This window comes from Dactylosporangium roseum, from assembly GCF_025264685.1.
GTDB lineage: Bacteria > Actinomycetota > Actinomycetes > Mycobacteriales > Micromonosporaceae > Dactylosporangium > Dactylosporangium roseum.
This window is the reverse complement of record NZ_CP073721.1, coordinates 2955898-2972529: the sequence shown is the minus strand read 5'-3', so window position 1 is coordinate 2972529 and position 16632 is coordinate 2955898. Positions and strand designations below refer to the sequence as shown.

Sequence of the window (16632 nt, the reverse complement as noted above, 5' to 3'; positions counted from 1 at the left end):
TCCGGAGGTGCTCATGCTCGACGAGGCCTTTCGCAAGGCGACATCCGTGCAGTATGCCCAGCGGTTGAACGAAGGGGACGTGGAAGGCGTCCTCGCCCTGTTCACCGACGACGTGGTCTTCGAGGATCCGGTCGGAGGTACACCGACCATCGGCAAGGAGGCGCTTCGCAGGCACCTGGTCATGTCCGTCGAGCACCAGGTCCACGAGACCCCGCAGGTGTCGGTCACGTCCATGTGTGACCGGTTCGTCGTCACGTCCAGCAAGGTGGTCCTGCGCAGCCCGACGGTGATGAAGCTGCACATCATCGGCGTCGTGGAGTTCAACGAGGAGGGCCTGGGCTTCCACGTCCGGGCGTTCTGGGGAATGACCGATCTGACCGTGGGCGAGTCGCCGGCCGGGCCAATGCGGGCCGTCGCCGTGTGATCAGGCGCCCAGTTCGCGGTCGAGCAGCGTGAACATCTCGTCAGCGGTCGCCCCCGCCAGGTCCGTCCCGTCCTCAGCCTGGTCGGGGCCGGCGGAGGCGTCCGCGTATTTCCACAGCAGCGTTTGCAGCCGGTCGACCAGACCGCAGCGTCGTGCCTCCTCCGGCGGCAGGAAAGCCAGCGCCGCCTCGAGCTCGTCCAGGCGGCCCAGGGCCGGTGCGGCCGCCCCGGCGTCCGCCGGCAGCACCTCGTCGAGCAGCCACGCGGCCAGGGCCTCCGGCCGGGGACGGTCGAACACCAGCGTCGACGGCAGCGGCAGCCCGGTCGCGGCGCGCAGGCGGTTGCGCAGCTCGACGGCGGTCAGCGAGTCGAAGCCCAGGTCCGTGAACGGGCGCCGAGGGTCCACCTCGTCCGCGCCCGCGTACCGCAGCACGGTTGCCACGTGCGAGCGCACGAGCGTCAGCAGTACGTCGTAGCGCTCGGCCGGAGGTCGTGCCGCGAGCTCCCGCCGTAGCGCCTCGGTCGTGGTGGCGGCGTCGTCGCCCGCCGACTCGGTTTGCGTCGTCGCCGCGGCCGCGGGTATCCGGTCGAACAGCCGGGTCCGCCGGGCCAGGGTGACCAGCGGCACGAACCGCTGCCAATCGACGTCGGCGATGACGACGGACGGGTCGTCCCGTTGCAGCACCTGGTGCAGCGCGGCGAACGCCAGCCCGGGTTCGAGAGGTACCAGCCCCTGCCGCCGTCCGTTCTCGAGGTCCGGACGGGCCCGGTCGTCCGGCACGTCCCACAGGCTCATGGCCACCGAGACGGCGTGCACGCCGGCGGCCCGCTGCCGCTCGGCCAGCGCGTCGAGATAGGCGCTCGCGGCCGCGAACGCACCGTGATCCCGGCCGCCCCAGACGCCGGCGACCGACGTCAAATAGACGACGGTACCGCCGGGTTCCAGATCGCGGACGCCGTCGAGGCTCGCACGAATCGTCTCGGCCAGCGTCGCCGGGGTCGACTCGGCGAGCGGCGCCAAGCCGGCGGACGGTCCGGCGTACACGAGTGTCCCGATGCGTTCGTCGGGGTCGACCGACTCAACGACAGTGACGCCCGGCGGAAGCTCGGCCGCGGGCACTCCGGCGGAGGCGAGGACCAGTACGCGCTCCGCGCCCTGCTCCGCCAGCCATTGGGCGACCCACCGGACCGGGCCGCCCGATCCGCCGGTGACGAGCACGGAACCGCGCGGGCGCCAGTCGCGGCGCGGCTGGTCGGCACCGAGCAGGTCTGGGACCAGCCGGCGCCCGAAGACACCGGCCGGGCGCAACGCCAGCTCGTCCTCGCCGTCCTCGCGGTCGAGCGCGTCGCGCAGCCGCACCGGGTCGAGGTCCTGCGGCGTGGCCGGCAGGTCCACCAGGCCGCCCCAGAGCGCGGGATGCTCGAAGGTCGCCGCCCGGCCGAGCCCCCACACCTGTGCCTGGGCGGGACGCTCGGGGCCGTCGTCGCCGCCCGCCGAGACCGCGCCGCGGGTCAGCACCCACAGCGGCGTCCCGGTCCCGGCGTCGGCCACGGCCTGCAGGAGCGTCAGGCTGCCCGCGAGCCCGGGATAGTCACCGCTACCCGGTTCGCCTTCGTCGAGGGCGAGCAGCGAGAGCACCCGCGCCGCCGGCGGGCCGGCCGTGGCGGCCCAGTCCCGCAGGGCCACGGTGAGGTCGGCCCGCTCGGTGAGCGGGTCCATGTCGAGGTGGTGTACCCGGGAGCCGTTCGCCTCCAGCGCGGCCGCGCACGCCTGCGCCCAGTCTTCGGCGACGCCACGCGGGCGGACGACGAGCCAGGATCCGTCGGGCGTGCCGGTGCCGGACGGGGACCCGGCCGCGATCGGCTGCCACTCGATGCGGTAGCGGAAGGAGTCGATCGTGGATCGTTGCCGGCGCTCGCGCCGCCACCGGGACAGAACGGGGACGAGCGCGTCGAGCGAAGCCTTGTCGTCGCCGGCTTCGGTGATGCCGAGCGTCCCGGCGACCTCGTCCACATCCCCGTGCTCGACGGCCGCCCAGAAGTGCGCTTCCGTCTCGTCCGGCGATCCGGCCGCCACGGGCGCCTTCGAGACGTCCGCCAACCAGTACCGCTGGTGCTCGAACGGGTAGGTGGGCAGGTCGACGGTGCGGGGCGGGGGATCGTCCGGGAAGCAGGGGATCCAGTTGACGCGGACCCCGGCGGTGTAGGCCCGGGCGAGGGCGCCGGTGAGCTGGGCCCAGTCGTCGTGGTCGCGGCGCAGGGTGGGAATGACGGCGGCTGCGGTGCCGGCGTGATCGGCGCACTCCTCGACGGCCGGGGTGAGCACGGGATGGGGGCCGACCTCGATGAACGTGCGGTGACCGGCGGCGAGCAGGGCGCTGACCGTGTCGGCGAAGCGGACCGGCTGGCGCAGGTTGCGCACCCAGTAACCGGCGTCGAGGGTGGTGGTGTCCTGCGGCGCGGCGGTGACGGTGGAGTAGAACACCGGTCGCGCCGCCCGAGGTGTGATCCCGGCCAGGGCGTCGGTGATCTCGCCGGTGAGCCGGTCGATCTGGGGGCCGTGGGAGGCGTAGTCCACGTCGATCACGCGGGCCCGCAGTCCTTGCCGCTCGGCGGCGGCCGCGAACGCGGAGACCTCGGCAGGCGGACCCGAGACGACCACCGCCGACGGGCTGTTGACCGCCGCGATGGTCACGCCCTCGGTGCCGGCCAGCAATCGGGCGGCCTGCCCCTCGTCCGACAGCACGGAGGCCATGGCGCCGTGGCCGGACAGGGCCCGCAGCGCCCGGCTGCGCAGCGCCACGACCTTCGCGGCGTCCTGAAGGGACAGCGCACCCGCCACGCACGCGGCGGCGATCTCACCCTGGGAGTGCCCGATCACCGCGGCGGGCCGGACCCCGTGGTGCTCCCAGACGGCGGCCAGGGAGACCATCACCGCCCACAGCGCCGGCTGCACCACGTCGACCCGGCTCAGCTCGGCGCCGTCGCCGCGCAGGACGCCGGTGAGGGACCAATCCACATACGGGGCAAGGGCTTGTTCGCATTCGGCGACGCGGGCGGCGAAGACCGGGGAGTCGGTCAGGAGCCGGGCGCCCATCCCGGGCCATTGCGACCCCTGGCCGGGAAACACCAGGACGGGGCCGGGACCGCCGAGGTTCGCCTGTCCCGTCACCACGTCCGGGTGTGCTTCACCCCGGGCCAGCGCCGACAGGGCCGCGTCACCCACGACCACCGCCCGGTGCTCGAACATCGGGCGGGTGGTGATGAGCGACCAGCCCACCTCGGCCGCCGTCGACTCGGGGTGTGCCGCCACGTGCTCGGCGAGCTGCCGTACCCGCGCCCGCAACGCTGCTTCGCTGCGCGCCGACACCACCCAAGGCACCGGCCCCGCCTCGACCGCCGGTGCGGGCTCCGGCTTGGGGGCCTCCTCCACGATCAGGTGCACGTTCGTACCGGAAATACCGAACGACGACACCCCGGCTCGGCGCGGCCGATCCGTCGCGGGCCACGGAACGGACCGCACCAGCGGCCGTACCTGCCCCGAGGCCCAATCCACATGCGGTGACGGCTCGTCGATGTGCAGCGAGACCGGCACCACACCGTGCCGCATCGCCATCACCATCTTGATCACCCCGGCGACGCCCGCGGCCGCCTGCGTATGCCCGATGTTCGACTTCACCGAGCCGATCCACAGTGGACGCTCGGGCGGACGGTCCTTGCCGTAGGTACTCAGCAGCGCCTGCGCCTCGATCGGGTCACCCAGCGTCGTCCCCGTGCCGTGCGCCTCCACCACATCCACCTCCGAGGCCCTGACGCGGGCGTCCTCGAGGGCCTGGTGGATCACCCGCCGCTGCGCCGTGTCGCTGGGAGCGGTCAGCCCGTTGCTCGCGCCGTCCTGGTTGACCGCGCTGCCCCTGATCAGCGCCAGCACCCGGTGACCGTTGCGCCGCGCGTCCGACAGCCGCTCCAACAGCACGAGGCCGACGCCTTCGGAGAAGCCCGTACCGTCGGCCGCGGCCGCGAACGCCTTGCAGCGGCCGTCCGGCGCCAGCCCGCGCTGCCGCGAGAACTCCACGAACGCGCCCGGGGTCGCCAGCACGGTGACGCCGCCGGCCAGCGCCAGCTCGCATTCGTTGCGTAGCAGGGCGCTGCGGGCCAGGTGGATGGCAACCAGCGACGAGGAGCACGCCGTGTCCACGGTCACCGCCGGGCCCTGCAGGCCGAGGGTGTAGGCGACCCGGCCGGAGATGACGCTGGCCAGGCTGCCCGTGGCGACGTAGCCCTCCACCTCGTCGGAGGTGCCGGCGCCCGCGTGGTAGTCCTGGCTCGAGATGCCGGCAAAGACCCCCGTCGCCGTGCCGCGCAGGGAGGTGGGGTCGATCCTGGCCGCTTCGAGCAGGTCCCACGCGGTTTCCAGCAGCACGCGCTGCTGCGGCTCCATGGCCAGGGCCTCGCGGGGGCTGATCCCGAAGAACCCGGCGTCGAACCCGGCGGCGTCGTCGAGGAACCCGCCGTGCCGCACGTAGCTGGTCCCGGAATGGGCGGAGTCCGCGTGGAACAGCCGGTCCAGGTCCCAGCCGCGGTCGGTCGGGAACGGGCTGATCGCGTCCCGCCCCGCGGACACCAGCTCCCACAAGCCTTCCGGAGAGCTGACCCCGCCCGGGAGGCGGCAGGCCATGCCCACCACCGCCAGCGGCTCGCGCGACCGCTCCTCTACCTCATGCAGCCGCTGGCGCGTCCGGCCGAGGTCCGTGGTGACGCGCCGGAGGTATTCGCGGAGCTTGTCTTCTGTGGACATCACGACCCATCGCCGTCGGGAGTGCCGAGTTCCCGGTCTATGAACGCGAACATTTCGTCGTCGGACGCCGACTCCAGGCCGCCGCCGTCGGCCGTGGTGACGGCGTCACCGGATTCGCTGAGCCGCCACAGCAGGGTCTCGATGCGCTTCGCCAGCCGGACGCGGGTGTCGCCCTCCGGCGCGAACTTCTCGATCACCGCCTCCAGCTTGTCCACCTCGCCGAAGACGGGAGCCGACGGGTCCGCCTCGGCCGGTACCAGCAGCTCGCGCAGGTGCTCGGCGATGGCCGCCGGCGACGGGTAGGTGAACACGAGGGCGGTGGGCAGGCGCAGCGCGGTGGCCGCCGACAGGCGGTTGCGCAGTTCGACGGCGGTCAGCGAGTCGAACCCCAGGTCCTTGAGCTGGGTGTCGGCCCGTAGCGTGTCCGGATCGGCGTGCCCGAGCACGGCTGCCGCGTTTGTCCGGACGAGGCCGAGCAGCAGCGAGCGCTGGTCATCGGGGGACAGCCCGGCCAACTGCCCGGCCCAGTCGACGCGCCCCTGCTGCGCGCCCTCGGCTCGGCCGGCGGCGCCGCCGGCCGAGCCGAGGGCGCGCAGCAGGGGCGGCAGGGTGTCGGCGGCCCGGCCGGCGACGTTCAGATCGGCCGCGACCAGGTGCGCCGCGCCGTGGCTGATTGCGGCGTCGAACAGGGCCAACCCCTGCTCGTCGCTCAGCGGGGTCATCCCGCTCGTGCGCATCCGGTGGCGGTCGGTGTCACTCAGCCCGCCGGTGATGCCGCTGACCGACTGCCACAACCCCCACCCGATGGACTGACCCGGCAAACCGGCCGCGCGGCGCCGGACCATCAGGGCGTCGCAGTAGGCGTTGGCGGCGGCGTAGTTGGCCTGCCCGGGGCTGCCCGAGGTGGCGGCCGCGGAGGAGAACACCGTGAAGAAGCTCAACCGCTGTCCCACCGTCGCCGCATGCAACGCCACCACACCATCCACCTTCGGCCGCCACACCGCAGCCAACCGCTCCGCCGTCAACCCCGCAACCAAACCATCATCAACAACACCAGCCGCATGAACCACACCCGTCAACGGATGCCCCGGATCAACCCCCGCCACCACAGCACGCACCGCACCCACATCACCCACATCCGCCGCCACCACCCGCACCCGACCCCCCAACCGACCCACCAACTCCACAGCACCCGGCGCCCCCAAACCACGACGACTCACCAACACCACATGCCGCGCCCCCCACACCTCAACCACATGCCCAGCCACCAACCCACCCAACACACCAGTACCACCCGTAATCAACACCGTACCCTCAGGATCAAACACCGCCGGAACATCCAACACCACCTTCCCCACATGCCGAGCCTGACTCATCAACCGCAACACCTCACGCACCCGCCCCAACGGCCACGCCTGCACAGGCAACGCCCGCAACCGCCCAGCAACAAACAACTCCCGCAACAACCCCAACATCGACGCAACCCGCTCCGGCGCCACATCACCCATCAAATCAAACGCCCGATACCACACCCCCGGATCAACACGAATATCCGTCTTCCCCAACTCCACAAACCGCCCACCATCCCCCAACAACCCCAACGACGCATCCGTCAACTCCCCCGCCAAACAATTCAACACCACATCCACCGAACCGAACTTCGCCGCAAACCCCACATCCCGCGACGACGCACGATGCGCCTCATCAAACCCCATCTCCACCAACAACCCCTGCTTACCAGGACTCGCCGTAGCAAACACCGTCGCCCCCAACAACCGCGCCACCTGCACCGCCGCCCGACCCACACCACCCGTCGCCGCATGCACCAACACCGACTCCCCCGCCCGCACACCCGCCAACTCCACCAACCCATACCACGCCGTCAAAAACGCCACCACAACACCCGCAGCCTCCCGAAAACCCCAACCCTCCGGCACCACAACCACCGACCGCGCATCCGCCACCACCACCGGACCAAACGCCCCACCAAACAACCCCATCACCCGATCACCAACCACCAACCCCGAAACCCCCGACCCAACCTCAACCACCACCCCAGCACCCTCACCACCAATCCCACCAACCCCCGACACCACACCCAAACCAACCAACACATCCCGAAAATTCACACCAGCCGCCCGCACATCAATCCGCACCTCCCCACTCCCCAACGGCCCCAACACCTCCGGACAACCCACCACCAACACATCCTCCAACGACCCACCACCCCCCACCCCCAACCGCCACGCCCGCTCCCCCACCCCACCCACCAACTCCCCACACCCACCACCACGCACCAGACGCGGCACCAACACCCGACCACCACGCACCACCACCTGCGGCTCCACCACACACCCCGCCACCACACCAACATCAACCCCCACCTCCAAATCCACCAACCAAAACCGACCCGGATGCTCCAACTGCGCACACCGCACCAAACCCCACACCGCCGCCCCATCCGGATCCGGAACCCCACCCACCGCCCCACGAGTCACCAACACCAACCCCCGACCATCCGAACCCCCCAACCAACCCCGCACCACCCCCAACGCCTCACCCACCACCCCCACCTCAACCACCACCACATCATCAACACCAACCCCAACCGGATCCGAAACCGGCACCCAGTCGACCACGAAGAGGCCGCCGGCAGCGCGGGTGCGGAACTGCCTGGAATCGACCGGGCGCAGCACGAGGTGCTCGACCCCGAACACGGGTGATCCGGCGGTATCGGTAACGGTCACCTTGAGCCCGTCCGACCCGACCGGGGAGAGCCTGACCCGCGCGCTCGTGGTTCCCTTCGCCCAGACCGAGACCCCGCTCCAGGCGAACGGGAGGTATGCGCTCTCGCCGCCGGCCGTCCCCGCGAGCAGCGCCGGGTGCAGCGCGGCGTCGAGCAGCGCCGGGTGGAGGCCGAATCCGGCCGCTTGCCCGGCCGCCTCGGGAAGGACAACCTCGGCCAGCAGGTCGGCGCCGTCGCGCCAGGCCGCCCGCATGCCCTGGAACGCGGGCCCGTACTCGTAGCCGGAGGCCGCGACGCGCTCGTAGAAGCCGTCCACCGTCATCGGTTCGGCGCCTGCCGGGGGCCACTGACCGCCGAGCAGTTCCGCCGTGCCGGGTGCTTCCGGCGTCAATATGCCTTCGGCGTGGCAGACCCATCCAGCCTCGGCGCGGGAGTAGATCCGCACCGGCCGGCGGCCGTCGGCCTCCGCCGGATCCACGACGACCTGAATCGGGAGGCCGCCGGAGGCGGGCAGCGTCAACGGCGCCCGCAAGGTCAGCTCCTCCACGCCGGAGCAGCCGACCTCGTCGGCCGCCCGGAGGGCCCACTCGACCAGGACGGTTCCCGCCAGCAGAACGGTGCCGAGAACCCGGTGCTGGCCGAGCCAGCTCCCGTCGCCGGCTCCGGGCACCCGCCCGGTCAGGACGTAGGTGTCGGCGCCGGCCAGCCGTATCGCCGCGCCGAGGAGCGGGTGGCGGGCCGGGTCCAGGCCGAGGCGAACGGGGTCTCCCGAGCTTCCCTGGACGGCGGCCAGCCAGTAGTCGCGTCCCTGGAAGGGATACGTGGGCAGGTCGACGACGCGGGGCGCGGGGTCGGCCGGGAACCAGGGACTCCAGTCCACGTCCAGCCCGCCCGCGTGCAACTGCCCCAGGGCCCGTCCGAACGCGACGGCGTCGGGCTGCCCGCCGTCCAGCACGGCCAGCGTCCGCGCGCCCTCGGCGGTCTGCGCGGCCGCCACGGCCAGCACCGGGTCGGGCCCGATTTCCAGGAAGGTTCCCGCCCGGACCGCGAGGGCGGCGACGGCCTCCTGGAAGCGTACGGGCTCACGCACCTGCCGCACCCAGTAGCCGGGTGTCGCGACCTGTCGTTCGTCGTTCTCCCCGGTCAGCGTGCTGACGAACGGGATCGTCGGCTCGCGGAACACGATGTCACCGATGGCGGCCGCGAAGTCATCCAGCATCGGCTCCATCAGCACCGAGTGGAAGGCGTGGCTGACGCTCAGCCGCTTCGTCCGGCGTCCCCGCCCGGACCACCGCGCCTCGACCTGGGCGACCAATGCTTCCGGACCCGACACCACCGTGGTGTCGGCGGTGTTGCGCGCCGCGACGCTCACCCCGTCCCGCAGGGTGCCGTCGAGCTCCGCCGCTCCGGCCTGGATCGCGGCCATCGCACCGCCCGCCGGCAGCCTTCCCATCAAGGTGGCGCGAGCGGCCACCAGCCGGCAGGCGTCAGGGAGGTCGAGCACACCGGCGACGTGCGCGGCCGCGATCTCGCCAACCGAGTGCCCGGCAACCGCGGCGGGTGTCACGCCCGTCCCGGCCAACAGCCGTGCCATGGCGACCTGTACCGCGAACAGCCCGGTCTGCGCGTAGGTGGTGTGGTTCAGCGCTTCGGCCGGCCCGTCGAACACCACCTGCCGCAAAGGACGTTCCAGGTACGGATCCAGCAGCCCACACACCTCGTCGAAGACCTCGGCGAACACGGGAAACCGCCCATACAGCCCCGCGCCCATCCCCACCCGCTGGCTGCCCTGACCGCTGAACAGCCACACCACCTCACCCTCGCCCCGCCGGGCCGGAACGATGCCGTCCAGCCCGGCCTCGAGCTCGCCCACCAACTCCGCACCCGACGACCCCACCGCCACCAGCCGATGCTCGAACAGCGACCGCGACCGCAGCAGCGACCAGCCCACGTCGACCGGCGACACCCCGGCGGCGGACCCCACGAACTCCACCAGGCGCCTGACCTGCTCCCGCAACGCCGCCTCGCTTCGCGCCGACACCACCCACGGCACCACGCACGCCGATTCCGGTACCGCCGCCGGTTCGGGGGCCTCCGGCCGGCCCTGCTCCACGATCACGTGCGCGTTCGTGCCGGAGGCGCCGAAGGAGGAGACCCCTGCCCGGCGTGGACGGCCGGTCGCGGGCCACGCAACGGACTCCACCAACGGGCGCACCCGCCCCGAAGCCCAGTCCACGTGGGGCGACGGCTGGTCGATGTGCAGCGAGGCCGGAACCAGCCCGTGCCGCATCGCCATCACCATCTTGATCACCCCGGCGACACCCGCGGCCGCCTGGGTATGCCCGATGTTGGATTTGATCGAGCCGAGCCACAGGGGCGTGTCGCCGGGGCGGTCCTGTCCGTAGGTGGCCAGCAGGGCCTGGGCCTCGATCGGGTCACCCAGCGTCGTCCCCGTGCCGTGCGCCTCCACCACATCCACGTCGGACGCCCTGAGACCGGCGGCGCCGAGCGCCGCCCCGATCACTCGCTCCTGCGACGGACCGTTCGGCGCCGTGAAGCCGTTGCTCGCGCCGTCCTGGTTGACCGCGCTGCCCCGGACCAGCGCCAGCACCCGGTGGCCGTTGCGCCGCGCGTCCGACAGCCGCTCCAGCAGCACCAGGCCGACGCCCTCGCCCCATCCCGTGCCGTCGGCGGACGCCGCGAACGCCTTGCAGCGGCCGTCCGGCGCCAGCCCGCGCTGCCGCGAGAACCCCGGGAAGAGGCCGGGGGTGGCCATCACGGTGACGCCGCCCGCGAGCGCGAGGTCGCACTCGCCCTGCCGCAGTGCGTGGCTGGCCAGGTGGATCGCCACCAACGAGGACGAGCACGCGGTGTCCACCGTCACGGCCGGGCCCTGCAGGCCGAAGGTGTAGGCGACCCGGCCGGGGATCGCGCTGCCCATGCCGGGCATCACATAGCCTTCCAGCGTGGCGTCCTCGTCGGCCGCGCCGCTGGCGTAGTCGTGGTACATCACGCCGGCGTAGATGCCAGTCGATGTTCCCTGCAGCGAGGCCGGGAGGATGCCGGCGCGTTCGAGCGCTTCCCAGGCGACCTCGAGCAGGAGCCGCTGCTGCGGATCGGCGGCCAGCGCCTCGCGGGGGCCGATGCCGAAGAACGCGGCGTCGAACTCCCCGGCGTCGTAGAGGAATCCGCCTTCGCGCGTGGCACTGGCGCCGGGCCGGTCCGGGTCGGGACTGAAGAGCCGTTGCAGATCCCAGCCGCGGTTCGACGGGAACTCGCCGATCGCGTCCCGCCCCGAGGACACCAGCTCCCACAGGTCTTCGGGCGTTCGTACCCCGCCCGGATAGCGGCATGCCATCGACACGATCGCGATCGGATCGGTCGCCCGCACGGCCGTCCGGGTGGGCGCGGCCTGAGCGTTTCCGCCGTCCAGCCGGGCGGCCAGATACCGTGCCAACGACCGAGGGGTCGGATAGTCGAAGGCCAGCGTGGCCGGTAGGCGCAGCCCGGTCGCCGTGCCGAGCCGGTTGCGCAGTTCCAGGACCGTCAGCGAGGTGAACCCGAGCCCTTCGAAGTTGGTGTCGGCGGGCACCTCGTCCGGGGAGGCGTGGCCGAGAACGGCCGCGACATGCCGGCGGACGATGCCCACGACGAGGTCGGCACGGGCGTCGGCGTCCAACCCCGCCAGCCGCGCGGTCAGACCGGCCGCACCGCCGTCCGCCGCCGCCCGCCGCCGGGTGCGCCCGGCCAGGCGGCGCAGCGCCGGGGGCAGTTCGTCGGCCGCCATGCCGGCGACGTCGATGTCGGCCGCCACCACCTCGGCTCGATCGAGCCGCCGGGCGGCGGCGAGCAGCGCCAGGCCGCGCTCGGCCGACAGCGGACGCACACCGCGCAGCCGGGCCAGGTCGGCGGCGGTCAGCCGGGCGGCCATGCCGCCGGTGCCCGCCCACAGGCCCCAGGACACGGCCATGCCCGGGAGGCCGAGGCCGCGGCGATGGGCCATCAGGGCGTCGCAGAACGCGTTGGCCGCCGCGTAGCCCGCCTGCCCGGCGCTGCCGATGACGCCGGCGGCCGAGGAGAAGACCCAGAAGGACCGCAGCGGCAGGTCCCGGGTCAGGACGTGGAGGTTCCAGGCACCCAGCGCCTTGGGCCGCCACACGCGCTCCAGGCGTTGCGCATCGTGGGAGGTGAGAATCGCGTCGTCGAGCACCCCGGCCGCGTGGATCACCGCGGTGAGCGGATGCTCGGCCGGGATGTCCGCGAGCGCCCGTGCCAGCGCCTCCCGGTCGGCGACGTCGGCCACCGCCACGTCGACGTGCGCGCCCGCGGCGGTCAGCCGCTCGCTGAGCTCCGCCACGCCGGGTGCGGTCGCGCCTCGCCGCGACAGCAGCAGCAGACGGCGCACGCCGTCGCGCCGGACGAGGTGCTCGGCCACCAGCCCGCCGAGCATGCCGGTTCCGCCGGTCACCAGGAGGGTCCCGGCCGCGTCGGGCGCCGGCTCGGCGTCTCCGGGTTCGCCCGCGACCGGGGTGAGCCGGGGCACCAGCACCTGGTCGCCGTCCACCTTCACCTGTTCCTCGCCCGCGTCGAGCGCCCGCCGGACGGCGTTGACCACCCCGGCGTCCGGCACGCCGGCTCCGGCGACGTCCACGAGCACGAAACGGCCCGGATGCTCGACCTGGGCGCTGCGGACCAGTCCCCACACCCCGGCCGCGACGAGCCCGCCCCGGGTGACAAAGGCCAACCGGACGTCGGTCAGCTCCGGTTCGCTCAGCCACGCCTTGGCTGTCTCCAGCACGCGTTCCGCCGTGGCCCGCGCGTCGTCGGCGGCGTCACCATGCTCGGACCCGCGGACCTCGGCGAGCGCCACGGAACGGGGTGGCGGCCCGGCTCGGCGCACCGTCGCGGCCAGTTCCGGGTGCGCCGGCTCCGGCCCCAGGACGGCGATGCTTTCGGTATCGGTCCCGGCCGGCGGTAGCGGCATCCAGTCCAAAGTCAACAGACCGTTGGCGGTCCCCGGTGCCGCGGCGGTGAGTCGGCGGCGTTCGCTTGGCCGCATCCACAGCTCCGCCACGCGCAGCACCGGCTGGCCGGTCGGGTCGGTCACGTCCAGGCGCAGCGCCCGCCGTTCCCCGTCCCGCTGGGGTGACAGGCGCACCCGCACGGTCGTGGCCCCCACCGCGTGCAGCGACACGCCGTTCCAGACGAAGGGAACCCAGACTTCTCCGTCGCCGGATCCGCCGTCGGAACGGTCGGCGAGCAGCGCCGGGTGCAGCGCGGCATCGAGCAGCACCGGATGGATGCCGAACCCGTCCTCCGGCCCGGCCGTGTTGGGCAGTTCCACCTCCGCCAGCAGGTCGTCCCCGTGCCGCCACGCCGCGCGCACCGCACGGAACGCGGGGCCGTACTCGTACCCGGCCCGCGCCGCACGCTCGTACAGGCCCGCGGTCTCCAGCGGTTCGGCGCCCGGTGGCGGCCATGCCCCGTCCGGCACGTCACCTGTCGTCGGGTCATCGGGCGCCGGATGCGGGCTGAGGAGCCCGGAAGCGTGCCACTCCCACTCGTCGCCCGCCGCCTCGCCGTCCGGCTGCGAGTACACCTGCACGTCCCGGCGGCCGTCCTCCTCCTCGGCGGAACCAACCACCACCTGGATGCGAACACCACCCGTACGCGGCAGCACGACGGGCGCCCGCAGGGTGAAATCGTCGATGGCCGCGCAGCCGACGCCGTCGGCGGCGCGCAACGCCCATTCGACCAGGACCGCACCGGCCACCACCGGCGTCCCGGCCACCACGTGGTCGTACAACCACGAGCCGGCCGAGCCGTTGATCCGGCCGGTCAACAGGAAGGTGCCGCCACCCGCCAGCTTCACGGCCGCACCGAGCAGCGGATGCTGCGCCGGGCTCAGGCCGAGCGCCGCCGCATCGCCGTCCTGCTGCCAGCCGGACGGCCAGAACCGCTGGTGCTGGAAGGGGTAGGTGGGGAGATCGACGATGCGAGGCGGGGTGTCGGTGTCGAACCAGGAGCTCCAGTCCACGTCGATGCCGGCGGCGTGCAGGTGTCCGAGCGCACGGCCGAAGCTGACGACGTCGTTCTGCCGCTCGTTGAGCAGGGCCAGGGCGCCGGCGTCGTCGAGAGTGCGCTGTACGGCGACGGCCAGCACGGGATCCGGCCCGATCTCGACGAACATCCGAGCCTGGTCCGCGACGGCGGCGACGGCCGGATGGAACCGCACCGGCTCGCGTACCTGCCGCACCCAGTAGCCGGGCGTGGTGATCCGCGGCTCGCCGGCTTCGCCGGTAAGCGTGCTGACCATGGGGATCACCGGGTCGCGGAACGAGATGTCCGCGATGGCGGCGGCGAAATCGTCCAGCATGGGGTCCATCAGCGCCGAGTGGAAGGCGTGGCTGACGCTCAGTCTCCTGGTCTTGCGGCCCCGGCCGCGCCACTCGGCCTCGGCCCGCGCCACCAGCTCCGCCGGTCCCGAGATCACGGTACTGTCCGGCGCGTTCAGCGCCGCCACGCTCACACCGTCGGGCAGGGTCGGGACGAGCTCCGCCGCTTCGGCCTGGATCGCCGACATGCCGCCCCCTGCCGGCAGGGCCCCCATCAACCTGGCCCGGGCCCCGACCAGCCGGCACGCACTAGCCAGATCCAGCACGCCCGCCACGTGCGCCGCGGCCACCTCGCCGACGGAGTGGCCCGCTACCACGCCCGGACGCACACCCATCGACATCAGCAGCCGCGAGAGGCTCACCTCGACGGCGAACAGCGCGGCCTGCGCGTAGGTGGTGTGGTTCAGCGCTTCGGCCGGCCCGTCGAACACCACCTGCCGCAAAGGACGTTCCAGGTACGGATCCAGCAGCCCACACACCTCGTCGAAGACCTCGGCGAACACGGGAAACCGCCCATACAGCCCCGCGCCCATCCCCACCCGCTGGCTGCCCTGACCGCTGAACAGCCACACCACCTCACCCTCGCCCCGCGGGGCCGGGACGATGCCGTCCAGCCCGGCCTCGAGCTCGCCCACCAACTCCGCACCCGACGACCCCACCGCCACCAGCCGATGCTCGAACAGCGACCGCGACCGCAGCAGCGACCAGCCCACGTCGACCGGCGACACCCCGGCGGCGGACCCCACGAACTCCACCAGGCGCCTGACCTGCTCCCGCAACGCCGCCTCGCTTCGCGCCGACACCACCCACGGCACCACATCGGCCGGCCCCGAGGTCTCGGCCAGTGTCTGCTCCTCGGCCTCCTCGACGATCACGTGCGCGTTCGTGCCCGAGATGCCGAAGGAGGAGACTCCCGCCCTGCGCGGCCGGCCCGTCCGCGGCCACTCCCGGGCCTCCGTCAGCAGTCGCACCGTGCCGGCGGACCAGTCGACGTGCGGGGTGGGTTCGGTGACGTGCAACGTGGGCGGGAGGCTGCCGTGCCGGATCGCCATGATCATCTTGATCACCCCGGCGACGCCGGCGGCGCCCTGCGTGTGCCCGATGTTGGATTTGGCCGATCCGAGCCAGAGCGGATGGTCGGGCGACCGGTCCCACCCGTAGGTCGCCAGCAGCGCGTCGGCCTCGATCGGATCGCCGAGGGGTGTGCCCGTGCCGTGCGCCTCCACCGCGTCCACCTCGGACGCCGACAGGCGCGCGTTCGCCAGCGCCTGCCGGATCACCCGCTGCTGCGAAGGGCCGTTCGGTGCGGTGAAGCCATTGCTCGCGCCGTCCTGGTTGACGGCCGAGCCACGAATGACCGCCAGCACCCGGTGACCGTTTCGGCGGGCGTCCTGCCACCGCTCCAGCAGCAGCAGGCCCACACCCTCGCCCCACCCCGTGCCGTCGGCGGAAGCCGAGAAGGGCTTGCACCGGCCGTCGGGAGCCAGCCCGCGCTGCCGCGAGAACCCGGTGAACACTTCGGGCGTCGCCATCACCGTCACGCCACCGGCCACGGCGAGCGTGCAGTCGCCCTGACGCAGACCCTGTGCCGCCAGATGGATCGCCACCAGGGACGACGAGCAGGCCGTCTCCACCGTCAGGGCCGGGCCTTCCAGCCCGAGCGTGTAGGCGATCCGGCCGGAGAGCACGCTCGGCGCGCTCCCGGCATAGCCCTCGACCGCTTCCTTGCCGCGCATGCCGCCGCCGGTGGTGGCCGTACCCACATAGGTTCCGGTCGAGGTGCCCTTGAGTGAGGCCGGGTCGATCCCGGCCCGCTCCAGAAGTTCCCACGTCGTCTCCAGCAGCATCCGTTGCTGGGGGTGGGCGTCGAGCGCCTCCTGCGGGCTGATCCCGAAGAAGGCGGCATCGAACTGGTCCGCCTCGTCGAGGAAACCACCTTCGCGCATGTAGCACGTGCCGGGGTGAGCGGGGTCCGGGTGATAGAGGTTTTCCAGGTCCCAACCGCGGTTCTCGGGGAACTGACCGATGGCGTCACGGCCCTCGGCGACGAGCTCCCACAGGCCCTCCGGGGAGCACACCCCGCCGGGAAAGTGACACGCCATGCCCACCACGGCCACCGGCTCGGAGTTCTGCTCCTCGGCCTCCTGGAGACGCTGCCGCGTGTCATGCAGATCCGCCGCGACCCGCTTCAGGTAATCGACTAGCTGCTGTTCAGTCGCCATTCGAGGTCCACCCAGCAATCAGTGCGGTCCGGCAGAGCCCGGGTCCAC

General features: G+C 72.6%; 3 protein-coding genes. 1 reads left to right on the top strand and 2 read right to left on the bottom strand.

Annotated features, from left to right (window positions below; genetic code table 11):
• Positions 1–13: 13 nt before the first annotated feature.
• A complete protein-coding gene (locus Drose_RS14285) occupies positions 14–424 on the top strand; it encodes a nuclear transport factor 2 family protein (protein ID WP_260728674.1) in 411 nt (136 codons plus the stop codon).
• Here the strand turns inward: Drose_RS14285 and Drose_RS14280 are convergent, their stop codons facing one another.
• Together Drose_RS14280 and Drose_RS39335 are read right to left on the bottom strand one after the other, a co-directional pair.
• The gene (locus Drose_RS14280) at positions 425–5224 is read right to left on the bottom strand and encodes a type I polyketide synthase (RefSeq protein WP_390891387.1); all 4800 of its coding nucleotides are present in this window, start codon (positions 5222–5224) and stop codon (positions 425–427) included. It lies immediately after the preceding gene.
• On the bottom strand, positions 5221–16584 hold the full coding sequence (locus Drose_RS39335; protein WP_260728672.1) for a type I polyketide synthase: 11364 nt from the start codon (positions 16582–16584) through the stop codon (positions 5221–5223). Before Drose_RS39335 ends, Drose_RS14280 begins: the two co-directional genes overlap by 4 nt.
• Between the last annotated feature and the right edge of the window lie 48 nt (positions 16585–16632).